Genomic DNA, 26065 nt, shown 5'->3' on the forward strand with positions numbered 1-26065 from the left:
GGAGGATTTTCCGCTTCAGTCAAACAGGACCTTCCAGTTCTCGTCCCGGCAGGCCGCGAAGCACATCCGTACCTGCTCCGCCGTGGTTTTCTCCTCTGCCAGCTCCGGCAGATCGTCCTCCGGGAACCAGCCGCTCTCTGTGGTCTCGCTGTTGGGCCGGAAGCTGCCGCCCACATAGCCGCACTGGAAAAACACCTTGCAGATGCCGTAGGGCCGATGGGGCGCCGGGTTCCGCTTTCCCCAGTCCAGCACGGCCAGCAGGCGGTCGGCGGTGACGGTAAGCCCCGCCTCCTCCCACACCTCCTTAACGGCGTTTTCCGCCACGGTGACGTTCACATCCACCCAGCCGCCGGGCAATGCCCAGCGGCCGTCGCTCTCCCGCACCAGCAGGATGTTTCCCTCCCGGAACACGGCGGCCCGGGTGTCCAGCTTGGGGGTCTGGTAGCCAACCTCACTGCAGAAGAGGTCCCGCACCTTCTCCACCGGCAGCTCCGCCTGACAGGCCAGCATCTCCGCGGTGATGTCCCGGATGCGCTGATAGCGCTCCAGGTCGAACCGGTCACGGCCGTAGGTCAGCCCCGCCTGGGCCAGGCTCTGCAGCTCCACGATCCATTCCAGCCACCGTTCCATAGTGTCTGTCCTCCCGCAAAAAAATGTATAAAAACTCCCGAACGCTTTCAAAACATGACCGCCTGTACCAAAAAACCGAATCGAAGCCCAGCGCAGCGGGTTCGATTCGGAAAGGAGGAGCAGCGGAATGAGTGCGCTCCGACTTCTGAAAAAAGTCGGAGCAAGCGATATGCAGCTTGCTCCGACGTGGTGCGCGAGGCGGGACTTGAACCCGCACGTCCGTAATGGACACTAGAACCTGAATCTAGCGAGTCTGCCAATTCCACCACTCGCGCGTATCCATATGTAATTTGCAATCCCATAAGGGACCCACCGGAGACCGGAATCTCCGGTGGGAGTCTGGTGCGCGAGGCGGGACTTGAACCCGCACGTCCGTAATGGACACTAGAACCTGAATCTAGCGAGTCTGCCAATTCCACCACTCGCGCGCATATAACGGAACAAAAGAGGATCAATGGTGCGGCTGACGGGATTTGAACCCACACGTCGATTTGACACCAGCACCTCAAGCTGGCCTGTCTACCAGTTCCAGCACAGCCGCAAATCTCTGTTCCTTAGGAAAGACTGCTTGATTATTATAGCCAGAACCAGCGCTTTTGTCAACCATTAATTCTACTTTTTTCTCGAAAAAATTTATCCTGCATTTTCCAGCCGCAAACCTGCCGAAAACGTTTGCTTTTGGCCGGATTCCGCAACCTGCCGGAGGACCGCGCCGGTCCTCCGGCAGGCAGAACAGGCAGTCAGATCCGGCTCAGGGCCTCGCCGATGGGGTCGGTGATCACCAGATCGGCGGCCAGATCCCGGGCCACGGCGGACTTGTTGATCAGCACCAGCTTGTGGCCCCGGTAGTAGTTGATGAGGCCCGCCGCCGGGTACACATTCAGCGACGTGCCGCCGATGATCAGCATATCCGCGTTCCGGATCAGCTGCACGGACCGCTGGATGGTCTCCTGGTCCAGCCCCTCCTCATACAGCACCACGTCCGGCTTCACCCGGCCGCCGCAATCGCAGCGGGGCACCCCCTCGGAGCGGTACATGAAGTCGAAGTCATGGAACTTTCCGCACTTCTCGCAGTAGTTCCGGTGGACGCTGCCGTGAAGCTCCAGCACCACCTTGCTACCGGCAGCCTGATGCAGCCCGTCGATGTTCTGGGTGATGACGCCCTTCAGCTTCCCCGCCTGCTCCAGCTCCGCCAGCTTCCGGTGGGCGGCGTTGGGCTGCACGCCGGGAATCAGCAGCTTGGCCCGGTAGAAACGGAAAAATTCCTCGGTATTGCATTCGTAGAACGTATGGCTTAAAATTGTCTCAGGCGGGTACTTCCACTTCTGGTGGTACAGTCCGTCGGTGCTGCGGAAATCCGGAATGCCCGATTCCGTGGACACGCCGGCGCCGCCGAAAAACACGATGTTGTCAGAGCCGTCCACCAGCTCTTTGAGTCTGGCGATGGTTTCTTTCATGCAGCTCCCCCCTTTTTTTCTGTGGCTATTTTAATACACGGCAAGGAGAAATGCAAATGAACATTCAAATTTTCGGCTCCTCCAAATCCTTCGATTCCAAGAAGGCCGAGCGCTGGTTCAAGGAGCGGCGCATCAAATACCAGTACATCGACCTGAAAACCAAGGGTCTCTCCCCCCGGGAGTATCAGGCGGTGCGGAAATGCGTGGGCTTTGAGGCGCTGGTGGACACCAAGTGCCGGGCCTACGAGGATCTCTACATGGCCTACACCACCCCCGACGCCCGGGAGGAAAAGCTGCTGGAGCACCCGGAGCTGTTCCAAGCCCCCATTGTCCGCAACGGCAGACAGGCCACCGTGGGCTACCATCCGGAGGTCTGGGAGACCTGGGAATAAGCGCCCCCGGGCCGGAACAGCCGCCGGTCCGGAAACCCATATGACAGTAAAACTATATTTATAAAGGAGTTCTCTATGAAAAGTCTGAACGATTTCCCGCGGGTATCTCTCGCCGTACTGCCCACCCCCATTCAGAAGCTGGAAAACATCAGCCGCATTCTGGGCACCAATGTCTGGATCAAGCGGGACGACATGACCGGCATCGGCCTGGGCGGCAACAAGGTCCGGAAGCTGGAGTTCCTGCTGGCGGAGGCGAAGCAGCAGGGGGCGGAGATTGTGTTCACCACCGGCGGCGCCCAGTCCAATCACGCCATGCTCACCGCCGCCTGCGCCAAAAAGCTGGGGATGACCCCCATTCTGATTCTGAAAAAGCGGGGCGTCACGGAGCGCAAGGGCAACCAGCTGCTGGAATACCTGATGGACACCGACGTGCGCTTCATGGACACCGACAGCTACGATGACATTTACGCCGAGATGGACCGGGTGGGCATGGAGCTGGGCCGCCCCTACTACAAGATTCCCTGCGGCGGCTCCAACGCCCTGGGCGCCCTGGGCTACGTGGCCTGCGTCCAGGAGATTGCCGAGAGCGGGATGCACTTTGACTATCTGGTCTGCGCCGAGGGCAGCGGCGGCACCCACGCCGGCGTGGCCCTGGGCACGAAGCTGCTCCTGCCGGAGACCCGCACCATCGGCATGATGGTGGACTCCGACCCCTTCGACCAGATCACGCCGGAGATCATGCGGGGCACCGCCAGACTGCTGGAGGCCGACGTGGCCATCGGCCCGGAGGACGTACACCTGGTGGACATGTGCGGCCCCGGCTACGCCATCGCCTCCGCCGAGGGCAACGCCGCCATCCGCATGATGGCGGAAAACGAGGGTCTGTTCCTGGACCCGGTCTACACCGGCAAGGCCTTCGCCGGCCTCATTAAGCTGGCCCGGGAGGGGGCCTTCCGGCCGGAGGACAACGTGCTCTTCCTCTACTCCGGCGGCGCCGGCGGCCTGTTCGCCGTGGACGTGGCGCTGGATTGATCCGAATGCCAAAAGGCACAGCCTGCAGAAAACGCAGGCTGTGCCTTTTCATGTTTCTTTTCTTCCGGACAGCACCATCACCTGGAGCCGGGGATCACCAGCTTCATGTGGCAGCACAAATCGTCCAGATCCCGGTCCGTAACGGCGGGAATCCGCAGCTTGGCCCCGCAGTCCCTGCACACCAGGTCCACGGCGCTGCGGCGGATCTCCATGCCGTAGCGTCCGGAGCCGCAGCCGCAGGTGATGCCCTTTTCCCGGGCAGCGATCTCCTTCAGCTCCGACAGCACCTCGTACATGATGACGCTGTCGGCGAAGGCCTCCGGGTCCGCCTCGGAGTCCTCCTGCTGCTTCTCCTTCTCCGTCAGCACCTGCAGCTCCCGCAGGTGCTTTTCCACCGTGCCCTCCGGCCCCACGTAGCAGCAGAACTGCTTCGTTTTGGAGCAGGTCAGGCCGATGCCCGGCCCCTCCAGCAGCTGCTCCGGCCGGCAGGTGGCCACATGGGTCTCCCCACAGATGCCGCAGGGAACGTAGACCCGGTAGTGCTGGCCGTCAAACTCCACCCGCAGGGCGGAGTCGCCGCCCTCGCACTCCACCTCTGCGTTGGAGGCCTCCAGGGCAAATACGCTGCGGCTGGCCATCACCGGCTTGCCGCACTGGGGGCAGATATATCCGAATGTTCGCATTTCCTCGTTCATAGGGCACCTCGCTGTTGTCAAGTTCTTGATTTCTGATTATAGCATACCGTTTTTTTCTTGTACAGTCCCCGGCCGCGCCGCTTTTTCTCCCCCTCCGGCATACTTTTCCCCGTCCGGGGAATGCTGTGGACAGGACCGGAAAAACTGACCATGAGGTGATGCGAATTGGCAAGCAAACGAATGGGCCGCCAGACCGTGGCGCTGGAGCACCCGCCCTCCGTGGAGTCTTTCGCCTGCATCGGCGGAAAGCAGGAGGGGAAAGGCCCCCTGGCGGAGTACTTTGACCAGCTGGAGCAGGACTCCTACTTCGGCCAGAAGACCTGGGAGCAGGGGGAGTCCGTCATGCAGAAGCGGGCGCTGGAGCTGGCGCTGCACAAGGGCGGGCTGAAGGAGGAACAGCTGGACTATATTCTGGCCGGTGACCTGCTGAACCAGTGCATCGGCTCCTCCTTCGCCCTGCGGGACTTCCGGGTCCCCTTTTACGGGCTGTACGGCGCCTGCTCCACCATGGGGGAGTCCCTGGCCCTGGCCTCCATGCTCATTGACGGCGGCTTCGCCCGGCGCTGCGCCGCCATGACCTCCTCCCACTTCTGCACCGCCGAGCGGCAGTACCGGATGCCGGTACCCTACGGCAACCAGCGGACCCCCACCGCCCAGTGGACCGCCACCGCCGCCGGATGCACCATTCTGGCCAAGGACGGCCCGGGGCCCTACGTGACCCATGTCACCTGCGGTGTCATCGAGGACTACGGCATCAGCGATGTCAACAACATGGGCGCCGCCATGGCCCCGGCGGCCCACTCCGCCCTCACCGCCTTCTTCCGGGAGACCAACACCGCCCCCCGGGACTATGACCTGATTCTCACCGGCGATCTGGGCGCCCTGGGCCACCGGCTTCTGCTGGACCTGTTCCGCCTGGACGGGCTGGACCTGGCCGGCAACTGCCAGGACTGCGGCATGCTGCTCTATGACCGGCAGCGCCAGGACATGCACGCCGGCGCCTCCGGCTGCGGCTGCTCCGCCTCGGTTCTCAACGGCTACGTGCTCTCCGGCATGCGCAGCGGCAAATGGAGCCGCGTGGTCATGGCTCCCACCGGGGCGCTGCTGTCCCCCACCTCCAGCTTCCAGGGGGAGAGCATCCCCTCCATCTGCCACGTGGTCTGTCTTTCCCGCGAGAGATAGTTGTCCGCACAGTAAAATCAATCGGTAAATCCCACAAAGGTTTTCGGCGGAGCTTTCCTGCATTTGGGCGGTGCGACAAAATCACTTCCCGTTGTTTTTGCAAGAGTTGACACTTTAACTTGCAAAGCGCTATAATCGCACAAAGAGAGCAAGGACGCCTCTTTTTCAGGGGCGTCTTGTCTTTTATCGACTGCATTTCAGCAAATTAGCGAGGAAAAGGAGTGGACCCTATGTCGGAACAACAACTGTCCGGGCCGTACAGTCCCAATTTCGAACATGATGCCTGCGGCATCGGTGCTGTAGTCAGCATCCGGGGCGTCAAGACGTACCAGACCGTGGACGACGCACTGAAAATCGTGGAAAAGCTGGAGCACCGGGCCGGCAAGGACGCCGCCGGTGAGACCGGCGACGGCGTGGGCCTGATGATTCAGGTCCCCCATCCGCTGATGGTCAAGGCCGCCGAGGCCGAGGGCATCGAGCTGGGCGGCGAGCGGGATTACGGCGTCGGCATGTGCTTCTTCCCCAATGACACCCTGAAGCGTGCCCAGGCCAAGAAGATGATGGAGATCATCGTGGCCAAGGAGGGCATGGAATTCCTGGGCTGGCGGGACGTGCCCACCCATCCGGAGGTGCTGGGCAAAAAGGCGCTGGACTGCATGCCCTGCATCTGCCAGTGCTTCGTGAAGCGCCCCGCGGACTGCGCGCCCGGCCTGGACTTTGACCGGAAGCTGTATGTAGCCCGCCGGGTGTTTGAGCACTCCAACAACAATACCTACATTGTCTCCTTCTCCAGCCGGACCCTCGTCTACAAGGGCATGTTCCTGGTGGGCCAGCTGCGGAAGTTCTACGCCGACCTGACAGACCCGGACTGCCGCAGCGCCATCGCGCTGGTGCACTCCCGGTTCTCCACCAACACCACCCCCAGCTGGCAGCGGGCCCATCCCAACCGCTACATCCTCCACAACGGCGAGATCAACACCATCCGGGGCAACGTGGATCGGATGCTGTCCCGGGAGGAGAGCATGTCCTCCGCCCTGATGAACGAGGACATGGACAAGATTCTGCCGGTGGTGGACCAGAGCGGCTCCGACTCCGCCATGCTGGACAACACCCTGGAGTTCCTGATGATGAACGGCATCGAGCTGCCCCAGGCGGTGATGATGTGCATCCCGGAGCCCTGGGCCAACGACCGGAAGATCAGCCGGGAGAAGCGGGACTTCTACCACTACTACGCCACCATGATGGAGCCCTGGGACGGCCCCGCCGCCATCGTGTTCTCCGACGGCGACACCGTGGGCGCCGTGCTGGACCGCAACGGCCTGCGGCCCTGCCGGTGGTACATCACCGACGATGACAACCTGATTCTCTCCTCCGAGGTGGGCGTGCTGGACATTGACCCCGCCCACATCGTGAAGAAGTCCCGGCTGCGGCCCGGCAAAATGCTGCTGGTGGACACCGTACAGCAGCAGCTGGTGGATGACGAGGCCATCAAGCGCAGATACGCCCGCCAGCAGCCCTACGGCGAGTGGCTGGACTCCCAGCTCATCTACCTCAAGGACCTGCCCATCCCCAACCGCCGGGTGGAAAAGCACACCCAGGACATGCGGGACCGGCTGTACAAGGCCTTCGGCTACACCTATGAGCAGGTGAAAAACTCCATCCTGCCCATGGCCCGCACCGGCGCGGAGCCTGCCTTCGCCATGGGCAGCGACACGCCTCTGGCGGCGCTGAACGAGGTGCACAAGCCCCTGTTTGACTATTTCAAGCAGCTGTTCGCCCAGGTCACCAACCCGCCCATCGACGCCATCCGTGAGGAGATCGTCACCGACACCACCATGTACGTGGGCGCCGGCGGCAATCTGCTGCAGGAGAAGGCGGAGAACTGCAAGATGCTGCAGCTGTCCTCCCCCATCCTCACCTCCGTGGACCTGATGAAGATCCGCCACATGAACAAGCCCGGCTTCAAGGTGGAGACCATCTCCCTGCTGTACTACAAGGGCTCGCCCCTGGAAAACGCGGTGGAGCGGCTGTTTGTGGTCTGCGACAAGGCCTACCGCAACGGCGCCAACATCCTGATTCTGTCGGACCGGGGCGTGGACGAAAACCACGTGGCCATCCCCTCCCTGCTGGCGGTTTCGGCGCTGCAGAAGTACCTGGTGCGCACCAAGAAGCGCACCGCCGTCTCCCTGATTCTGGAGAGTGCGGAGCCCAGAGACGTTCACCACTTCGCCACCCTGCTGGGCTACGGCGCCACCGCCATCAACCCCTACCTGGCCCAGGAGTGCGTGGAGGAGATGATCGACCTGGGGATGCTGGACAAGGACCCCGGCGCCGCCATCGACGATTATGACAACGCCGTCCTCCACGGCATCGTGAAGATCGCCTCCAAGATGGGAATCTCCACCATCCAGTCCTACCAGTCCGCCCAGATCTTCGAGTGCGTGGGCATCAACCACCAGGTCATCGACAAGTACTTCACCAACACCGTCAGCCGGGTGGAGGGCATCGGCCTGAAGGAGATCGAGGAGGGCGTGGAGTGGAACCACAACCAGGCCTTCGACCCCCTGGGCCTGGGCTATGACACCACCCTGGACTCCACCGGCGCCCAGAAGCTCCGCTCCGGCCCCGACAAGGAGGACCACATGTACTCTCCCCGGACCATTCTGCTGCTGCAGAAGGCCACCCGGGAGGGGGACTACCAGACCTTCAAGGAATACACCGCCCTGGTGGATTTCGCCGACAAGCCCCACACCCTCCGGGGTCTGCTGGACTTCCGCTACGATCCCAACGGCGGCATCCCCATCGACCAGGTGGAGAGCGTGGATTCCATTGTCAAGCGCTTCAAAACCGGCGCCATGAGCTACGGCTCCATCTCCCAGGAGGCCCACGAGTGCATGGCCATCGCCATGAACCGCATCGGCGGCAAGTCCAACTCCGGCGAGGGCGGCGAAATCTCCGACCGCTTCGGCACGGAGCGCAACTCCGCCGTGAAGCAGGTGGCCTCCGCCCGGTTCGGCGTCACCAGCGAGTATCTGAACAGCGCCAAAGAGATTCAGATCAAGATGGCCCAGGGCGCCAAGCCCGGCGAGGGCGGCCAGCTGCCCGGCAAGAAGATCTACCCCTGGGTGGCCAAGGCCCGGTTCTCCACCCCCGGCGTGGCCCTGATCTCCCCGCCGCCTCACCACGACATCTACTCCATTGAGGACCTGGCCCAGCTGATCTATGACCTGAAAAACGCCAACCGCCGCGCCAGCATCAGCGTCAAGCTGTGCTCCGAGTCCGGCGTGGGCACCAGCGCCGCCGGCGTGGCCAAGGCCGGCGCCCAGGTGGTGCTGATCTGCGGCTATGACGGCGGCACCGGCTCCGCCCCCCTGAACTCCATCCACAACGCCGGCCTCCCCTGGGAGCTGGGCGTGGCGGAGACCCACCGGACCCTGGTGGAAAACGGCCTGCGGGACCAGATCGCCATTGAGGTGGACAGCAAGCTGATGACCGGCCGGGACGTGGCCATGGCCTGCATGCTGGGCGCCGAGGAATTCAGCTTTGCCACCGCGCCGCTGGTGACCATGGGCTGCTGCATGATGCGTGCCTGCAACCTGGACACCTGCCCCGCCGGCATCGCCACCCAGAACCCGGAGCTGCGCAAGCGCTTCGCCGGCAAGCCGGAGTACGTCATCAACTTCATGCACTTTGTGGCCCAGGAGATGCGGGAGTACATGGCCAAGCTGGGCATCGCCACCGTGGACCAGCTCATCGGCCGCAGCGACCTGCTGCGGGTCCGGGAAAAGCAGGTGACCCACCGGGCGGAGACCCTGGACCTGAGCTTCATCCTCAACAACCCCTATGGCGAGCATGTCCCCCACTTCCACGCCGACGCGGCCTATGACTTCCACCTGGAAAAGACCATGGACGTCAGCGTCCTGCTGGAGAAGCTGGGCAAGAGCCTGAAGGGCAAAAAGTCCGGCACCCTGGACCTGAAGGTTTCCTCCACCGACCGCTCCTTCGGCACCCTGTTCGGCTCGGAGATCACCCGCACCTGCGGAAACACCCTGCCTGACGACAGCTACGTCATCACCTGCCACGGCGGCGGCGGTCAGTCCTTCGGCGCGTTCATCCCCAAGGGCCTGACGCTGAAGCTGGAGGGCGACTGCAACGACGGCTTCGGCAAGGGCCTCTCCGGCGGCAAGCTGGTGCTCTACCCGCCCAAGGAGAGCAAGTTCGACGCCAGTGAAAACATCATTCTGGGCAACGTGGCCCTGTACGGCGCCACCTCCGGCCGGGCCTTCATCAACGGCATGGCCGGTGAGCGGTTCTGCGTCCGCAACTCCGGCGCGGTGGCCGTGGTGGAGGGCGTGGGCGACCACGGCTGCGAGTACATGACCGGCGGCCGGGTGGTCATCCTTGGCCCCACGGGCCGCAACTTCGCGGCCGGCATGTCCGGCGGCATCGCCTACGTGCTGGACGAGAACCATGACCTCTACATGCGGCTGAACAAGGACCAGGTCATGATCGACACCCTGACGGAGAACTGCGACATTCAGGAGCTGCGGAGCCTCATTGAAGAGCACGTGGCCGCCACCGGCTCTCCCAAGGGCAAGCAGATTCTGTCCGCCTTCAAGTCCTACATCCCCTGCTTCAAGAAGATCATGCCCCGGGACTATGACCGCATGATCCGGGCCATCGCCCAGCTGGAAGCCAAGGGCATGAGCCGCGAACAGGCCGAGATCGAGGCGTTCTACGCCAGTACCAAAGCGTAAGGAGGGGAACATCATGGGTAAACCCACTGGATTTATGGAATATGCCCGCCGCGAGGACGCGGTGAGAGACCCTGCCCAACGGGTGCAGGACTGGGAGGAGTTCCACCTTCCCCTGCCCGCTGAGCTGCGGGAGCAGCAGGGCGCCCGGTGCATGAACTGCGGCGTACCCTACTGCCAGAGCGGAATGATCTGGGAGGGAAAGACGTTCGGCTGTCCCCTCCACAATCTGATTCCCGAGTGGAATGACATGATCATGGCCGGCAACCGGGGCCACGCCCTGTCCCGGCTGCTGAAGGCCAACAACTTTCCGGAGTTCACCGGGCGGGTCTGTCCCGCCCCCTGCGAGCAGGCCTGCATCTGCGGCATGTACGGCGACGCCATCACCATCCGGGACAACGAGCTGTGCATCATCGAGTCCTGCTACGCCGACAAAACCATGCAGCGCCGCCGCCCGCCCCAATGGTCCGGGAAGAAGGTGGCGGTCATCGGCTCCGGCCCCGCAGGCCTTGCGGCGGCGGACCAGCTGAACCACCGGGGCCACTCCGTCACCGTCATTGAACGGGAGGAGCAGCCCGGCGGACTGCTGACCTACGGCATCCCCAACATGAAGCTGCCCAAGAGCGTGGTGCGCCGCCGGGTGGAGCTGATGACCGACGAGGGTGTCAGCTTCGTCACCGGCGTGGATGCCTCCGTGCCCAAAACCGCCCAGCGGATGCTGGCGGAATATGACGCGGTGGTGCTGTGCTGCGGCGCCGAGGAGCCCCGCCCCCTGGGGGTGGACACGGAGGGCGTCTCCGGCGTGTTCTACGGCACGGAGTTCCTGAAGGCCGCCGTGGAGCGCCACCAGTTCGGCAAGGAGCCGGCCATTCCCTCCGCCGCTGGGAAGAACGTGGTCATTGTGGGCACCGGCGACACCGCCAGTGACTGCGTGGCCACCGCCCTGCGGGAGGGCTGCGCCTCCGTGGTGCAGCTGGTGCGCCGGAAGGAATCGGACTATCTGGACGCCAGGGGCGCCCTGCCCAGCGACTACGCCCACGACGAGGCCCTGGCGGTGCTGGGCAAGGACCCCCGCCGCTTCGGCGTGCAGGTAAAGGAGCTGGTAAAGGACAAGAAGGGTACCCTCACCGGCGTGGTCACCACCGACGGCGACACCCTGCCCTGCGACATTCTCATTGCCGCCACCGGCTTTGCCGGCTGCCGGGCGGACGTGTGCCGGGCCTTTGGCGTGGACATGGACAGAACCGTCCGCACCGGCGAGGGTAGCTACCGCACCAACGTGGAGAAGGTCTTTGCCGCCGGCGACATGCGCCGGGGCCAGTCCCTGGTGGTGTGGGCCATCGCGGAGGGCCGCTCCGCCGCCGCCGAGGTGGATGAGTACCTGATCGGCTACACCAACCTTGTGCGTTCTATATAATCGAGAGAGAAATTTTTGTGCAAACCGCAAGGTTTCTTAGGAATTGTGACGATTGACGGAACGTATTTCCTGTGTTACTGTTTTAGCATGTTAAAGGCAGAGACGCCTGAGGGGAAACCCCGGGCGCCTCTGCCATTTTGTGTCAGAGGAGGAAAAAACAATGGATATGTCTGTATGGTATCTGGTCGGCGCAGTATTGGTGTTCTTCATGCAATGCGGCTTCGCCATGGTGGAGACCGGCTTCACCCGGGCCAAGAACGCCGGCAACATCATCATGAAAAACCTGATGGACTTCTGCATCGGCACTGTGGTCTTTATGTTCCTGGGCTACGGCATTATGAACAGCGAAAACTATTTCTTCGGCCTGATCGGCATGCCGGATTACCAGCTGTTCACTGATTTCTACGGTTTCAACTGGTCCAACTTCTTCTTCCAGCTGGTGTTCTGCGCCACCGCCGCCACCATCGTCTCCGGTGCCATGGCGGAGCGCACCAAGTTCCTCTCCTACTGTGTTTACTCCGCCGTCATCAGCGCGGTGGTGTATCCCATTGAGGCCGGCTGGGTCTGGAACGGCCAGGGCTGGCTGGCGGGCCTGGGCTTTGTGGACTTCGCCGGTTCCAGCGTCATCCACATGGTTGGCGGCATCTCCGCTCTCATCGGCGCCATCATTCTGGGGCCCCGCATCGGCAAGTACACCAAGAAGAAGGACGGCACCGTGGAGGTCCACGCCATTCCCGGCCACTCCCTGACTCTGGGCGCTCTGGGCTGCTTCATCCTGTGGTTCTGCTGGTACGGCTTCAACGGCGCCGCTGCCTCCGACCCCGCGCAGATGGCCTGGATTCTGGGCAACACCACCATCGCCCCCGCCGTGGCCACCGTGGCCTGCATGGTCTTCACCTGGGCCAAGAACGGCAAGCCTGACGTTTCCATGTGCCTGAACGCCTCCCTGGCCGGTCTGGTGGCCATCACCGCTCCCTGCGCCACCGTGGACGCCCTGGGCTCTGTCATCATCGGCCTGGTGGCCGGCATCCTGGTGGTTGTGGTGGTGGAGGTTCTGGACTTCCGCTTCCACATCGACGATCCCGTGGGCGCCGTGGGTGTCCACTGTGCCAACGGCATCTGGGGCACCGTGGCAGACGGCCTGTTCAACACCGAGTCCGGCCTGTTCTACGGCGGCGGCGTCTCCCACCTGATCGTCCAGGTGCTGGGCTGCGCGGCCATCGCCCTGTACACCGTGATTCTCATGACCATCACCTTCAAGGTCATCAAGGCCACCATCGGCCTGCGGGCCTCCGCCGAGGAGGAGATCATCGGCCTGGACATCACCGAGCACGGCCTGACCTCCGCCTACGCCGACTTCCTGCCCTCCGCTCCCGGCACCCTGGGCGGCGAGACCGTCTCCGGTCCCGTGGACATCTCCGGCCTGGTTCCCACCGAGCTGGCTCCCAGCGTCACCGCCGCGGAAAGCGGTCACAAGCTCACCAAGGTCACCATCGTGTGCAACGAGGAGCGCTTCGGCATCCTGCGGGATACCATGGCTGCCATCGGCGTCACCGGCATGACCGTCACCAACGTCATGGGCTGCGGCGAGCAGCTGGGCAAAACCGGCCAGTACCGCGGCGTTGAGATGAGCATGAACCTGTTCCCCAAGATCCAGGTGGACATCGTGGTCTCCAAGGTGTCTCCCGGCCTGGTGGTGGCTGCCGCCCAGAAGGCGCTGTACACCGGCAAGACCGGCGACGGCAAGATCTTCGTCTACAACGTGGACAACGTTGTGAAGGTCCGCACCGGCGAAAAGGACTACGACGCCCTGCAGGATCAGAGAGGTTAATTTCGCTCCCTTCCTGAGAAGCGGAGAGGCCGTCAGGACCGGCCTCCCCGCTTCTTTTCCGCATATTTTTCCCTTCTTTGGGGATGATAGCACCAGCGAACCTCAAAGGAGGCGTTTCATGGAATATCTGAACGCGTTTCTCTGCGGCGGCATCCTGTGCGCCATCGGCCAGGTGCTCATTGACCGCACCCAGCTGACCCCCGCCCGCATCCTCACCGGCTACGTGGTGGCCGGGGTACTGCTGGGGGCCCTGGGACTCTACCAGCCTATCGCCGACTGGGGCGGTGCCGGCGCCACGGTGCCTCTTACCGGCTTCGGCTTCTCCCTGGCCAAGGGGGTGAAAAAGGCCGTGGCGGAGCAGGGTTGGCTGGGGGTGTTCACCGGCGGCCTCACCGCCACTGCCGGAGGCATCACCGCCGCCGTGGTGTTCGGCGCGCTGATGGCTCTGCTGTTCCGCTCCGGCGAAAAGCGCTGAAAAAACCGCCCGGAAGGGCGGTTTTTTCTTTCGAAAAAGTGGCTTTGCCACTTTTTCGAAAGATTTAAAACAGGGCGTTGAAGCTGCTCACCGCGTCATCGCAGCGGTCGAAGCACACCAGCATCACATAGTTGCCGTTGCTGACAATGCGGGTGCTGTTCTGCCACTTCTCCACGGTGGCGGGATAGAAGGCTCCCTGCTCCACCTGGTAGTCGATGCGGCTCTGGAAAATGGTCTTCACCGTCTCCACCTGGTCGGCGGAGGACACCTCCACCAGGGCGTACTCCGCCGCCACGGCGGAGATCATGGGCATGTACACCAGGCACTGCTTCGGGCTCAGGTCCGACAATCCCGGATACATCACATCCAGCGCCTCGCCGTCCAGGGCCATCATGGCAGGGAAGTTGCCCTCGCCGTAGGCGGTGGTCTGGCTCTCATAGAAGGCTGTCAGATCCACGCTCTGGGCCGCCGGGGCCTGGCTGCCGGTATCGGCGGAGCTGCTGCCGGAGGCCCCGCCGGAGACGGGCTTTTCCGCCGGCTCCGGCTCCTCCGCAGGCTTCTGGACAGGCTTCTCCGCAGGCTTCTCCGCGGGCTTTTCCACCGGGGCGGGCGGCTTCTGCGCCGCCTCCGTGTTCTCCCCGGAGGGCTCCTCCACGGCGTTCTGCGTTTCTTCCGGCTCCTCCGGATCTTCCGGCTCCTCCTCCGGAAGCGCCTCCTCATTGCCGGCGGCCTGATCGGCGGAGGTGTCGGCGGAGGTCTGGGCGGAAGAGGTCCCGCCCTGGGCGGAGGAGGCCCCGTTTCCGCCGCAGGCGGTGAGGGATACCGTCATGGCCAGCGCCAGCAGCAGGGTCATCAGTCTCATTTTCATGGTGTTCTGTTCTCCTTTATCATCCAAAGTGTTGACAGAAAATGAGACGGACACAGGCGGCGAAAAGTTCCCGCATCCCCCATTTTTTATTTGCTTTCCGGAAATTCCGCCGGGATGGGCAGGTCCGCGATCTGCACCCCCTGGCTCAGGGCGTACTGGATGGTGTTGCGGGTCCCGCCTGCCGAGCCGTCATAGGCGGCAATCAGCAGCGACGAATGGTCCACCAAATAGCGGTTGCGCCGCTGCATGCACCCGGCGGTGTACCGCTGGGCCACCATAGTCTCATCGTCGCAGGCCTTCACCAGCGCCCGGTAGCGCTGCCGCTCCGCCTCCGGCCAGGTATCCGCCTGCTCCGGACAGGGCAGCACCGCCTCCAGCGTCACATCACCGTGGCGGCTGCGCAGGGCCAGCACGCACTCGCAGAAGTAGAGATCGCAGCCCATGGCCATGCCGCACAGAAAATGGCGGTAGCCCTCCTGATAGGCGGCCTCCACCGCATCCCGGATCCGCCGCTTCAGCACCAGGCACCGGGGGTCCTCCTCCCGGTAGCCCCAGGGCAGCTTGGCCGGACGGTGGCCGGTGAAGCTGCAGCTCCACTGTCTTCCCCGCACGATGATCCCCCCTTTGCCCGGATTTCCCCTCTATTGTAGAACATCTGTTCTCAGTTGTAAAGAGGGACCTTTTTTCCGTGAAAATTTCCTGTTGCATTTTCCGGCAATCCGGCGTATACTATCTGCAGAAAACAAATGGATAACATGTCTTCAGGGCGGGGTGCAATTCCCCACCGGCGGTACAGTCCGCGACCGGTGCGCCTTCTGGCGTTCCGCTGACCCGGTGAAACTCCGGGACCGACAGTAACGGTCCTTTGGGCCCAAGTCTGGATGGAAGAAGATTATGGCGGCAAAGGGCGGCTCCTTTGTTGCTTGTTCACCTTGGAGAAGACACGGACCTCCAGGTGTTTTCAAGCAAACAAAAGGAGTGTTTTTTATGTCCACAACCAACACCGCATCCACCGCCATGTCCCGTTCCCGCACCCACAGCATCACCGTCACCGCCATGCTCTCCGCCGTAGCCTTTGCCCTGATGTTCATTGAAATGCCCATTCCGGCGCTCATCCCCTCCTTCGTGAAGCTGGACATCTCGGACCTGCCGGAGCTGCTGGCCGCCTTCTCCCTGGGCCCCGTGTACGGCGTGGCCGTCACCTTCCTGAAAAATCTGCTGCACATTCTCATCAAGGGCACTTCCTCCGCCTACGTGGGCGAGCTGTTCAACTTCCTGATGGGCTCTGTGTTCGCCTTCACCGCCGGCGTCATCTATCAGCGGAAGAAGACCCGCGCCACCGCCCTGCTGGGCGCCGTGGCCGGCGCCGTGCTGATGGCCGTGCTGTCCGTGCCCCTGAACTATTTCCTGGTGTACCCCGCCTACGTGGTGTGCTACGGACTGCCTCTGGAGGCCATCATCGGCATGTACCAGGCCATTCTCCCCTCCGCGGACAGCCTGATCAAGTGCCTGGTGATCTTCAACCTCCCCTTCACCTTCTTCAAGGGGATGCTGGACGTGGTGCTGTGCTTCCTGATCTACAAGCCGCTGTCCCCCCTGCTGCACAAGTAACTGACGATACGGCAGGCGCTCAGGCGTCTGCCGTATTTTTGTTTTTGAATACGCGATACTGCGCGTGGAGTTTTATTTTTTCCAACGTCCGAAAGGAGTCTGAACCATGGAGCCGGAAGAGCTTTCTTCTGCTGTGGAACCCATTGCCCCGCCGGAGGGCGCTGCCCCCGCCGGTGAAGCCGAAAAAACGCCCCGGCGGCGCTTTCGCTTGCCCCGGTGGCTGACGGACCGGGAAAACGCGGCCCGGGCCGTGTTTTTGCTGGGGCCGTGGGTGTCCTACCTGATGGTGGAGTATCTGAACAACAACGACCCCTTCGCCTCCCTCACCAACCTGCAGGTGACGCTGAACCTGATCTGGTACTACCTGATTTTCTGGGTGGTCCGGATGCTGGCGGGGCGCAAGGGGCTGGGCGCCCTCATGGCCTCCGGCTTCTGCTTTCTGTTCGGACTGGCCAACCACTACGTACTGACCTTCCGGGGCCGCATCATCTTCCCCTGCGACCTGCTGACCCTAGGCACCGCCGCCAACGTGGCCGGTGACTTCGACTACACTCCCGACAAAAACGTGTGGATCGCCGTGGGGCTGCTGGCGGCCTACTGGCTGCTCATCGCCCTGGCGCACCGGATCTTCCGCCGCCGGGGACGGCAGAAGCTGCGGTGGATCACCGTCATCGGCTCCTGCGCCGCCATCGGGGTGTACCTCTACGTGTTCTTTTTCACGCCCCTGCTGCCGGACATCGGCATCTACGCCCAGCAGTGGAAAACCCAGGCCAACGGCTTTCTGCTGAACTTCATGACCGCCCTGCGCTACAGCTTCGTCTCCGCCCCGGAGGACTACTCTCCCGAGGCCGCCCAGGCCATCGCGGACCGGGCAATCCGCCTGCCGGACAGCGGTTCCGGCCTGGAGCCGCCGGAAAACCTCATCATCATCATGAACGAGTCCTTCGCGGACATGACCGCTGCCTTCCCCAACTTGGAGCTGACGGAGGACCCCCTGCCCTTCTTCCACTCCCTGACGGAGAACACCGTCAAGGGCACCCTGGTCTCCCCCGTCACCGGCGGCGGCACCGCCAACGTGGAGTTCGAGTTCCTCACCGGGGACTCCCTGGCCTTTCTCCCCTCCTCCACCGTGGCCTACCAGCTGTACTGCTATAACGGAATGCCCTCCATGGTGTCCCAGGTGAAGGCCCAGGGCTGCCACACCATCTCCTTCCACCCCTACTTACCCTCCGGCTGGAACCGCACCTCCGTCTATTCCTGGATGGGCTTCGACCAACAGTACTACCGGGACGATGTGCGGGACCCGGAGATCATCCGCAAGTACGTCAGCGACTCCAGCGACTACCGGCAGCTTTACCGCTGGACGGAGGAGCAGGCCGGCCCCACGTTTTTGTTCAACGTCACCATGCAGAACCACAGCGGCTACGCCCAGGGCTGGAAAAACCTGGTGCGGACGGTGGAGGTGGCAGCCCCCGGCACCGCCGACAGCGTCACCTCCCAGTTTTTCTCCCTGATGCTGGAGAGCGACAAGGCCATCCAGGAGCTGGTGGAGTACTACTCCGCCTGTGACGAGCGGACCATGGTGGTGTTTTTCGGCGACCATCAGCCGCCCCTGAGCCGGGAGTTTTACGAAAGGCTCTACGGAAAACCCCTGGACAGCCGCACCATTGAGGAGGTCTTTCAGGAGTACGAGGTGCCGTTTTTCATCTGGGCCAACTACGACATTCCGGAGCAGGAGGGGCTGACCATCTCCGCCAACTATCTGGGAACCCTGACGGCCCAGCTGGCGGGCCTGCCTCTGACAGGCTATCAGAAGCTCCTCTCGGAGCTGATGGAGCGGCTGCCCGTGGCCACCACCATCGGCTTCATGACCGCCGACGGCACAATTGCGGAGACGGAGGCGGAGCTGCCGGAGGACCTGCGCCGGCTCTACAGCGACTACCGCGTCATAGCCTACAACCACCTGTTTGACGAGGACGAGCACCCGGAGGGGTTCTACGATTGATAAATTGATAAAAGACCGCGTTCAATAGAACGCGGCCTTTTTGCTGGTATTTTCCCGCCCGGCGTGGTATGCTGTGATCAGGAACCGCTGCCCGGCGAAAGGAGGCCTGCCATGGACGCAAAAAACCGCATCATTCTCCACTGTGATCTGAACTGCTTTTTCGCCTCCGTGGAGCTGCTGAGCCACCCGGACCTGCGGGAGGTGCCCATGGCGGTATGCGGCGACCCCGCCTCCCGCCACGGCATCATTCTGGCCAAGAACGAACCTGCCAAGCGCTTCGGCGTCCAGACGGCGGAGACCATCTGGCAGGCCAAGAAAAAATGTCCGGATCTGGTGCTGCTGCCGCCCCACCACGATCTGTACCGCCAATACTCCCGCCGGGTCAACGCCATCTACGAGCAATACACCGACCTGGTGGAGCCCTTCGGCATCGACGAAAGCTGGCTGGACATCACCGGCACCGCCCATCTGTTCGGCGGCGACCCCCGGGCCATCGCCGATGACATCCGCCGCCGGGTCCGGGAGGAGCTGGGGTTGACGCTGTCCGTAGGCGTCAGCTTCAACAAGGTGTTTGCCAAGCTGGGCAGCGACTACAAAAAGCCGGACGCCACCACCGTCATCTCCCGGGAAAACTGGCGGGAGATCGTCTGGCCGCTGCCGGTGGGGGACCTGCTGTTTGTGGGGCAGGCCGCCCGGCGGACCCTGGGCCAGTACGGCGTGGAGACCATCGGCCAGCTGGCCGCCTGCCGCCCGGAGATGCTGGAGACGCTGATGGGCAAGCTGGGCTACCAGCTGTATGAATACGCCAACGGACTGGAGCACGAGCCGGTGCGGTCCAAAGAGGACCGGGAGCCGGTGAAGTCCGTGGGCAACGGCACCACCTTCCGGAAGAACCTGACCACCCGGGACCAGGCCCGCACCGGCGTAGCCCTGCTGGCGGACAGTGTGGCCAGCCGCCTGCGGGCGGCGGGGCTGTATGCCGGCGGGGTGCAGGTGACCATGCGGACCCCGGATTTCAAAACCTCCAGCCGCCAGAAGCAGTTCGCCGCCCCCACCCACCTGATACGGGATCTGACCCAGGGGGCCATGGAGCTGCTGGAATCCTTCTGGCAGCCTCCCACCCCCATCCGGATGCTGACCGTCACCGCCCTCTACCTCTCCGACAGCGACACCGCCTTTGAGCAGGTGGACCTGTTCCGGCCCCAGGCCATTCAGAATCAGCAGAAGCAGGAGCGCATCGAAACCGCCATGGACGCCATCCGGAGCAAATTCGGCGCAGGCGCCATTCAATTCGGCTCCGCCGCGGACGCGGCCCCCACCGACGACGTGCCGGAGCTGTGACAACAGAAAGGAAGTCCCCCATGACCAGAAAAGAAGAGAAACAGCAGCTGCGCAAGCTCATCCGCGCCATGGAGCAGGAGCTGCCCCAGAGCTACAAGGACCAGGCCAGCGCCGCCATCTGCGCCCATCTGGCCGCCATGCCGGAGTATCTGGCGGCGGACACGGTGTTCGCTTTTGTGGGCACCAGCAGGGAGATCGACACCACCGCCTTTCTGGAGAACGTCCTCCGCCGGGGCAAGCGGCTGTGCGTGCCCCTGTGCGTGGGGGACGGTCTCATGGACCTGCACCACATCACCTCCCTGGACCAGCTGCGCACCGGCGCCTACGGCATCCGGGAGCCGTCGCCGGACACCCCGGTGGTGGACGCCGACGCCGTGGACTTCGCCGTCATCCCCTGTCTCAGCTGCAGCCACGGCGGCAAGCGCCTGGGCCAGGGCGGCGGCTTCTATGACCGCTTCCTCAGCAAATACCGCTCCGCCGCCGTGCTGGTGTGCCGGGAGCGGCTGACCCGGGAGGAGCTGCCGGTGGAGCCCCACGACCTGCCCATCCCCTGGGTGGTGACGGAAAAGGGGCTTTACGAGGACGGCATTCCCGCCCGCATTGAGTGAAAAAACAGGTCCTGACCGCGGTCAGGACCTCAGGCTATTGAAAAAGTCCTTTGGACTTTTTCAATAGCCTGCACAATGCCTCGCTTTTTTGTCTGCTGCGCAGGCCAAAAAGCTGCCGCTATGCGGCGCAAACACTTGCCGCGCAAGCTTTTTGCAGGCATTTGATTCCACACGAGGAGACTACCGCCCCCTCGTACTTCCCCTGCAAAACGAACCTATTTACTTCCGAACAGAGGTTTTTCGACAAGCTGAGGTCCTGACCACGGTCAGGACCTTTTTCACTCCGGCGCCTCCATGGCGGCCCGCAGCTTTTCCAGGGCTTTTTTCTCAATGCGGGATACATTCCGCCGCGGCTGTTGTAAGCGGCAGGCTCTGAGAAACCGCCTCCGGTTCCCGGAAGCGGAAGTGGATGATGATCTGTTTGTCCTCTGTCAGCTCGATCCGGTCAATGAGGCTCACCAGCAGCCCCCGGCTGGAAAAGGCCGAGTCCATGAAGCGCCGCACCAGTTCTTTTGCCCTGTCCTCTGCGGGGACGGGGCTTTCTTTCTGCGCTTTCAGGTCCTTCAGCCGTTCCTCCAGTGAGCCGCGCTCCGCTTTGATGCGCTGATAGATGCGCTCAAAGTCCGGCTCGGCCAGCAGGCCCGACAGCCGGTCCATGTACATCTTATCCAGATTGGCCGTCAGGCTGTCGATCCTGCTCTGAATTGCCTGCGATTCCGCCTCCGGAGCGTTTTCCTTCCGGGCCTGCTCCGCCGCCCGCCGCGCAATGGGAAGCAGTTCATCGGGATGCAGCCAGGCTTCGCAGACTTCCCGCACCTTGGCAATGACCGCGTCTGTGACGGTCTTTTCCTTGATGGTATGGCAGGTACAGACGCCGGCCCTGGTAAACCGCTGATAGGTGCGGCAGACGAAGTACAGCACATCCTCCCCGGCGGCGTTTTTGCGGTTGAGCACTGCCAGTGGATACCCGCACTCATGGCAGAAGATCATCCCTTTGAGCAGAAAGTCATAAGTGCGGCTCCGGGTGTGCCTGCGGCTGTTGACCAACATGCGTACCTTTTGGAACGTCTCCCGATCAATCAGAGGCTCGTGCGTTCCTTCCACCACGACCCAATTCTCCCGATCCTGCTTCAGGCACTTCTTGGACTTGTAGCTGATTTTCACGCTGCGGCCCTGGACCATGTTGCCAATGTAAGTCTCGTTTTGCAGCATATCGGAAATGCGTTCGCTGGACCACAGTCCGGTGTAAGGGCCGGGATTGGGCACCGGCAGCCCCGCATAGGTGGCAGGGGTCGGGATGCCTTCTGTGTTCAGTTGGGCTGCGATCTGACGGCAGCTCATACCCTCCAGCGCCATGCCGAAGATCCGCCGCACCATGGGAGCCGCTTCCTCGTCGATGACGATTTTGTTTTTCTCGGTGGGGTGCATTTTGTAGCCGTAAACCGGCTTGCCGCCGATGAACTGCCCCTTGCGCTGCTTATCCCGCTTGACGCTCTTGATCTTCTTGGAGATATCCTTGGCATACATGTCGTTCATGATGGCCCGGAAGGGCGTGATATCGTTAGCGCTGGACTCCACGCCGGTGTCGATGCCGTCCAGCAGGGAAATGTACCGCACCCGCTTTTCCGGGAAGTACCGCTCCATGTAGTGGCCGGTCATGATGTAGTCGCGGCCCAGACGGGACAGGTCCTTGGTGATGACCATGTTGACCTTCCTGGCCTCGATATCCGCGATCATCCGTTGGAATGCCGGACGGTCAAAGTTGGTGCCGCTGTAACCGTCATCGATATAGACATCGTAGACAGACAAGCGATGGCTCTTTACAAATTCGTCCAAGAGGGATTTCTGGTTAGTAACGCTTTCCGACGGCCCCTCGTTCTCATCCTCCCGGGACAGCCGGATGTACAGCGCCGCCCGGTAATCCGCCGGGTTCCCGATTCCCGCGCCCGTCACCGGCCCTCCGCCAGCAGCGCCCGCCGCACAAACAGCCGCAGCGACTGCAGAATCAGCGTCTGCAGCGGCTCCCCCTCTTCCGCGAAAACGCAGCGGACCGGCGGCTTCTGTCTGCTCCGACTCATGGGCATTCCTCCTTTCTTTGGTAAAGGATATGCGCCGGCGGGCCAGTTATTGCCCCGGGGACAGCAAAAGAGGACGGCAGAATCCTCTGCCGTCCTCTTTCTGGAAATCTGTTTCAGCTGTACAGCTCCTCGTCGTTATAGTCGTCATATTCGGAGCCGAATTTCCGGGCCAGGCACTTCTTCATGCCGCTGCCCGCCACGGACAGGTCGTGCCACCCGCCGATCAGCAGACAAACCACCGCGGCAAAGCCCAGGCTGGCGCCAATGATCTTCATGACCATACGTGCCGTCTTACTCATGATGCTGTAACCTCCTGTTCGGTCTGAACGTTTTCCGTCTATCAGATAATCGTTATCATACACCGTTTTGCCGGATTTTACAACTGTTTTCCGAGAATCTTTTCCCGGGGCGCTCATCCGGCCAGAACGGCCCACACCGCCGTCAGCACCGCCAGGAACAGCACGTTGGACACGGTGAACAGCCGGAAATACCGGCCCTTGTCCCCCGGCATCTCCCGGGCGATCTGCCGGTAGGAGATGAGGCTGGCCATGGAGGCGATCAGCGTGCCCAGGCCCCCCAGATTGGTGCCGATGATCAGCGCCGGTGTGTCGTCCGTAAACCCGGACAGCAGCAGCGCCGCCGGGACGTTGCTGGTGATCTGGGACGCCAGCACCGCCACCGGCACCTCCCGGCCGGCGATCACCGCCTGCAGCCAGGCGGAAAAGGCGGGGATGCGGCCCAGGTTGCCGATAAAAATGAAGAAGGCCGTAAAAGTCAGCAGCAGGGAGTAGTCCACCCGCCCCAGCGTCACCCGGTCGGCACAGAGTGTGCACACCAGCACCGCCGCAAACGCCAGTCCATACGGCACCGCCCGCACCACCGCCAGCAGGCAGACCGCGAAAAGCACCCCGTAGAGCGCCACGATCCAGCGGTCCGGTGCGGCTGTCTCTTCAGCGGCGGCAGGAGGCGGCAGGCACTTCCTCCGGCCCCGGCACAGCAGCAGCGCCCAGAGCGCCAGCAGCCCCAGGGAAACCAGGGTGTAGGGCAGCATCAGCCCCACAAACGCCCCGATACCCATGCCGCTTTTGCCGTACAGATACAGGTTCTGGGGGTTGCCGATGGGCGTCAGCATGCTGCCCAGGTTGGCCGCCACGGTCTGCATGCACACCACCGGCGGCGCAAGGGTGCGGCGGCTCTCCTCCCCCAGGCCGCTGAGCACCGCGAAGGTGAAGGGGACAAAGGTCATCAGCGACACATCGTTGGTGATGAACATGCTGCCGAAAAAGCACAGCCCCACCAGCACGAAAACCAGCCGGAGCATTCCCCCCGCCCGGGCCAGCAGCGCCCGGCCTAGCCGGTCGAACACCCCCTGCCGCCCCAGTCCCGCCATGACGGTCATCAGGGAGAACAGGATGGCCAGGGTGCGGAAGTCAATATAGCCGATGTATTGCGGGTCCGGGCGCACCGCGAAGGCGGAGAGCACCGCCAGCGCGGCGGCCGCCGTCAGCACGGTCTCCTGCCGGATCAGCCGTTTCAGGGTCATGTCAAAAGCTTCTTTCCTTGAAAACTTACGGGCCTGCGGCCCTCCGCCTGCTCAATCCCCGCAGACATTGAAGTTATATCCCTCGTAGGAGCGCAGCACATCCGCCGCTTCCCGGCCGTACTCCGCTTCAAAATCCGCCAGGACCGCCTCGCTCAGCGCGGTTCCCGCCTCGCCGAACACGGCCCCGCACACCTCCCGGTAAGCCCAGTAGGAGTGGGCGCAGTGGAAGGAGAAGTCCCGGATGTACTCCGGCTTCTTTTCCCACGGGCCCTCGCCCAGCCCGGCGTCCCGCACCAGGTGGATGCAGCAGACCCCCTGGTTCAGGTTCTGGGGCACCCGGTATTCCAGCGCCGGGTTGAATCCGCGGCAGATGGAGTTGTCCAGATGCAGGCAGTAGGTCTCCCCCGCTTCCTCCGCCCCCATCTCGGCAAACTGGGTGTGCCAGGGGCAGACGGTCACCTGCTTCATGTAATCCGGATGATGGGCCAGCACCCTGCCGTTGTTGGCGCAGCCCAGGGCGGTACACTCCTCCGTGTTTTTCCACTCTCCGTACCGGAGATAGGTGTCCAGCGTCAGCTCCTGGCCGTCCCGGATGGCTCGCTGGGCCATCCGCCGTCCCCGCTGCTCGGCGTAGTACTCCGTGGCGTGGATAAAGGCCAGCTTTCCCCGCCGCCCGAAGGTCTCCGTCAGGCGGATATAATAGCGCGCCGCGATGTATGCGTGAACCTTTTCGTTGAATCCCATGTTGTTCCTCCCGTCCGCTCCGCCTTGCGTATGCGCTATGTCGCGGAGTTACAATTCAGTCTGGACAAAAGCACCACCGTCTCCACGTGCTTGGTGGCGGGGAACAGGTCCACCGCCGCGGCCCGGACCGCCTGATACCCCAGCTGGGCGAAGCGCTTCACGTCCCGGCCCAGGGTGGCCGGGTCGCAGGAGACGTACACCACCCGGTCCGGCGCCATGCCTGCCACGGAGGCGATGACCTCCGGGGCCAGGCCCTTCCGGGGCGGGTCCACGGTGATGACATCGGGCCGCAGGCCCTCCCGCTCCAGCTTCGCCGCCACGTCCGCCGCGTCGCCGCAGAAGAACTCCGCGTTTTCAATGCGGTTCCGGGCGGCGTTTTCCTCCGCGTCCCGGATGGCCGCCGGCACGATCTCCGCGCCGATGACCCGCTTCGCCTGGCCGGCCATGCACAGCGTGATGGTGCCGGCGCCGCAGTACAGATCCAGCACCGTCTCCTCCCCGGTGAGGCCGGCAAACTCCAGGGCCTTGCGGTACAGCACCTCCGCCTGGTCCCGGTTCACCTGGTAAAACGACGGCACCGACAGCTTGAAGCTCAGGCCGCAGAGGGTGTCCATCAGGTGGTCCTCCCCCCACAGCGTGCGGTACCGGTCCCCCAGGATCACGTTGCCCCGGGCAGTGTTGGTGCCCAGCACCACGCCTACGGTTCTGGGCGCCGCCGCCCGGACGTAGGCCACCAGCTCCGGCTCCCGGGGTACCTGCCTGCCGTTTACCAGCAGGCAGCACAGCGTCTCGCCCTTCCGGTTGGTGCGGACGTAGACATGGCGCACCAGGCCCTTGCCCGTCCGCTCGTCGTAGGCAGGAACCTTGTAGCGGCGCATCCAGTCCCGCACCGCGCCGGCGGTGGCGTCACTCTGCTCCGTCTGGATGAGGCAGCGATCCACGCCCACCACCTGGTGGCTCCGCTCCCGGTAAAAGCCCACGGTTCCGTCGGCTCCCACCGGGTACTGGCTCTTGTTGCGGTAGTGGAGGGGGTCTTTCGCGCCCAGAATCTCCTCCACCTCCACGTCCGCGCCGCCCAGCCGGGTCAGGGCGTCCTGCACCCGGCGGCGCTTGGCCCACAGCTCCTCCTGATAGCTCATGTGCTGGAGGTCGCAGCCGCCGCAGACGCCGAAATGGGGGCACTCTGGCTTCGCCCGCTCCGGCGACGCCTGCCGCACCTTCACGGCCTCCCCCACCGCCGCGTTTTTCATCACCTTGGTGATTTTCAGGTCAATGACCTCGCCCCGCAGAACCCGGGGGACGAACACCACCGCGCCGCTGAGCTTCACGATGCCCAGGCCCTCGCTGGAGTAGCCCTCCACCGTGCCGGTATAGGTCCTGTTCTGTTCCAGTCTCTCCATGC

22 protein-coding genes, 3 tRNA genes and 1 riboswitch are annotated in these 26065 nt (G+C 63.2%); of the genes, 11 read left to right on the forward strand and 14 right to left on the reverse strand.

The genetic code is table 11. The features are described from left to right. Positions 1 to 15: 15 nt before the first annotated feature. The 5 genes from SOX55_RS06380 to SOX55_RS06400 all read right to left on the reverse strand — a co-directional run bounded on the left by SOX55_RS06380 (position 16) and on the right by SOX55_RS06400 (position 2087). Positions 16 to 630 (reverse strand): NUDIX hydrolase, encoded by a 615-nt coding sequence (locus SOX55_RS06380; RefSeq protein ID WP_325286607.1) that lies wholly within the window; start codon positions 628 to 630, stop codon positions 16 to 18. 187 nt (positions 631 to 817) lie between these two features. Further along, positions 818 to 905 (reverse strand) — tRNA-Leu (locus tag SOX55_RS06385). 65 nt (positions 906 to 970) lie between these two features. Then, positions 971 to 1058 (reverse strand) — tRNA-Leu (locus tag SOX55_RS06390). A 27-nt stretch (positions 1059 to 1085) separates the two neighbouring features. Then, positions 1086 to 1171 (reverse strand) — tRNA-Leu (locus SOX55_RS06395). Positions 1172 to 1370: 199 nt separating this feature from the next. Next, positions 1371 to 2087, reverse strand: a complete 717-nt coding sequence (locus SOX55_RS06400) for an NAD-dependent protein deacylase (protein ID WP_325286608.1) — start codon at positions 2085 to 2087, stop codon at positions 1371 to 1373. 56 nt (positions 2088 to 2143) lie between these two features. Here SOX55_RS06400 and SOX55_RS06405 point away from each other — a divergent pair, with 56 nt between their 5' ends. Both SOX55_RS06405 and SOX55_RS06410 read left to right on the forward strand, forming a co-directional pair. Next, on the forward strand, positions 2144 to 2479 hold the full coding sequence (locus SOX55_RS06405; RefSeq protein WP_325286609.1) for an arsenate reductase family protein: 336 nt from the start codon (positions 2144 to 2146) through the stop codon (positions 2477 to 2479). Between the two features lie 75 nt (positions 2480 to 2554). After that, positions 2555 to 3511, forward strand: a complete 957-nt coding sequence (locus SOX55_RS06410) for a 1-aminocyclopropane-1-carboxylate deaminase/D-cysteine desulfhydrase (protein ID WP_325286610.1) — start codon at positions 2555 to 2557, stop codon at positions 3509 to 3511. A 77-nt stretch (positions 3512 to 3588) separates the two neighbouring features. On the opposite strand, the gene SOX55_RS06415 is transcribed toward SOX55_RS06410, so the two are convergent. Next, positions 3589 to 4194 (reverse strand): hypothetical protein, encoded by a 606-nt coding sequence (locus tag SOX55_RS06415; RefSeq protein WP_325286611.1) that lies wholly within the window; start codon positions 4192 to 4194, stop codon positions 3589 to 3591. Between the two features lie 177 nt (positions 4195 to 4371). On the opposite strand from SOX55_RS06415, the gene SOX55_RS06420 reads away from it, so the two are divergent. From SOX55_RS06420 to spoVAE, 5 genes are all read left to right on the forward strand, one after another. Further along, the gene (locus SOX55_RS06420; RefSeq protein ID WP_325286612.1) at positions 4372 to 5388 is read left to right on the forward strand and encodes a stage V sporulation protein AD; all 1017 of its coding nucleotides are present in this window, start codon (positions 4372 to 4374) and stop codon (positions 5386 to 5388) included. A 230-nt stretch (positions 5389 to 5618) separates the two neighbouring features. After that, positions 5619 to 10145: a glutamate synthase large subunit gene (gene gltB, locus SOX55_RS06425; RefSeq protein WP_325286613.1), complete on the forward strand. Its 4527-nt coding sequence runs from the start codon at positions 5619 to 5621 to the stop codon at positions 10143 to 10145. A 13-nt stretch (positions 10146 to 10158) separates the two neighbouring features. Beyond that, positions 10159 to 11559, forward strand: coding sequence for a glutamate synthase subunit beta (locus SOX55_RS06430; RefSeq protein WP_325286614.1), 1401 nt, complete (start codon positions 10159 to 10161; stop codon positions 11557 to 11559). A gap of 160 nt (positions 11560 to 11719) precedes the next feature. Then, on the forward strand, positions 11720 to 13390 hold the full coding sequence (locus SOX55_RS06435) for an ammonium transporter (protein ID WP_325286615.1): 1671 nt from the start codon (positions 11720 to 11722) through the stop codon (positions 13388 to 13390). 118 nt (positions 13391 to 13508) lie between these two features. Next, positions 13509 to 13865 carry a stage V sporulation protein AE gene (spoVAE, locus tag SOX55_RS06440; protein WP_325286616.1) on the forward strand — a complete coding sequence of 119 codons (357 nt, stop codon included), beginning with the start codon at positions 13509 to 13511 and terminating at the stop codon, positions 13863 to 13865. 64 nt (positions 13866 to 13929) lie between these two features. On the opposite strand, the gene SOX55_RS06445 is transcribed toward spoVAE, so the two are convergent. After that, positions 13930 to 14733, reverse strand: coding sequence for a DUF4358 domain-containing protein (locus SOX55_RS06445; RefSeq protein WP_325286617.1), 804 nt, complete (start codon positions 14731 to 14733; stop codon positions 13930 to 13932). An 86-nt stretch (positions 14734 to 14819) separates the two neighbouring features. Further along, on the reverse strand, positions 14820 to 15344 hold the full coding sequence (locus SOX55_RS06450; protein ID WP_325286618.1) for an SLOG family protein: 525 nt from the start codon (positions 15342 to 15344) through the stop codon (positions 14820 to 14822). 142 nt (positions 15345 to 15486) lie between these two features. Beyond that, positions 15487 to 15630: riboswitch (FMN riboswitch) on the forward strand. A gap of 90 nt (positions 15631 to 15720) precedes the next feature. Here SOX55_RS06450 and SOX55_RS06455 point away from each other — a divergent pair. From SOX55_RS06455 to SOX55_RS06470, 4 genes are all read left to right on the forward strand, one after another. Further along, positions 15721 to 16344: an ECF transporter S component gene (locus tag SOX55_RS06455; protein WP_442873615.1), complete on the forward strand. Its 624-nt coding sequence runs from the start codon at positions 15721 to 15723 to the stop codon at positions 16342 to 16344. A gap of 106 nt (positions 16345 to 16450) precedes the next feature. Next, a complete protein-coding gene (locus tag SOX55_RS06460) occupies positions 16451 to 18349 on the forward strand; it encodes an LTA synthase family protein (RefSeq protein ID WP_325286619.1) in 1899 nt (632 codons plus the stop codon). Between the two features lie 111 nt (positions 18350 to 18460). Then, positions 18461 to 19690 (forward strand): DNA polymerase IV, encoded by a 1230-nt coding sequence (gene dinB, locus SOX55_RS06465; RefSeq protein ID WP_325286620.1) that lies wholly within the window; start codon positions 18461 to 18463, stop codon positions 19688 to 19690. 20 nt (positions 19691 to 19710) lie between these two features. Then, complete coding sequence (locus SOX55_RS06470; protein WP_325286621.1) at positions 19711 to 20298, forward strand: 5-formyltetrahydrofolate cyclo-ligase; 588 nt, start codon at positions 19711 to 19713, stop codon at positions 20296 to 20298. A gap of 327 nt (positions 20299 to 20625) precedes the next feature. Here the strand turns inward: SOX55_RS06470 and SOX55_RS06475 are convergent, their stop codons facing one another. From SOX55_RS06475 to rlmD, 6 genes are all read right to left on the reverse strand, one after another. Continuing rightward, positions 20626 to 22251: a recombinase family protein gene (locus SOX55_RS06475; protein WP_325286622.1), complete on the reverse strand. Its 1626-nt coding sequence runs from the start codon at positions 22249 to 22251 to the stop codon at positions 20626 to 20628. Next, entirely contained in the window at positions 22248 to 22376 is a 129-nt protein-coding gene (locus SOX55_RS06480; protein WP_325286623.1) for a hypothetical protein, read from the reverse strand. The genes SOX55_RS06475 and SOX55_RS06480 overlap by 4 nt, the downstream gene beginning before the upstream one ends. A gap of 113 nt (positions 22377 to 22489) precedes the next feature. Beyond that, positions 22490 to 22675 carry a hypothetical protein gene (locus SOX55_RS06485; protein ID WP_325286624.1) on the reverse strand — a complete coding sequence of 62 codons (186 nt, stop codon included), beginning with the start codon at positions 22673 to 22675 and terminating at the stop codon, positions 22490 to 22492. 113 nt (positions 22676 to 22788) lie between these two features. Beyond that, a complete protein-coding gene (locus tag SOX55_RS06490) occupies positions 22789 to 23919 on the reverse strand; it encodes an SLC13 family permease (RefSeq protein ID WP_325286625.1) in 1131 nt (376 codons plus the stop codon). Between the two features lie 51 nt (positions 23920 to 23970). Further along, positions 23971 to 24663, reverse strand: a complete 693-nt coding sequence (locus SOX55_RS06495) for an L-2-amino-thiazoline-4-carboxylic acid hydrolase (RefSeq protein WP_325286626.1) — start codon at positions 24661 to 24663, stop codon at positions 23971 to 23973. A gap of 35 nt (positions 24664 to 24698) precedes the next feature. Continuing rightward, complete coding sequence (gene rlmD / locus SOX55_RS06500; RefSeq protein ID WP_325286627.1) at positions 24699 to 26063, reverse strand: 23S rRNA (uracil(1939)-C(5))-methyltransferase RlmD; 1365 nt, start codon at positions 26061 to 26063, stop codon at positions 24699 to 24701. Between the last annotated feature and the right edge of the window lie 2 nt (positions 26064 to 26065).

Source organism: Dysosmobacter sp. (assembly GCF_034093755.1).
In the GTDB taxonomy this organism is placed as follows: Bacteria; Bacillota; Clostridia; order Oscillospirales; family Oscillospiraceae; genus Oscillibacter.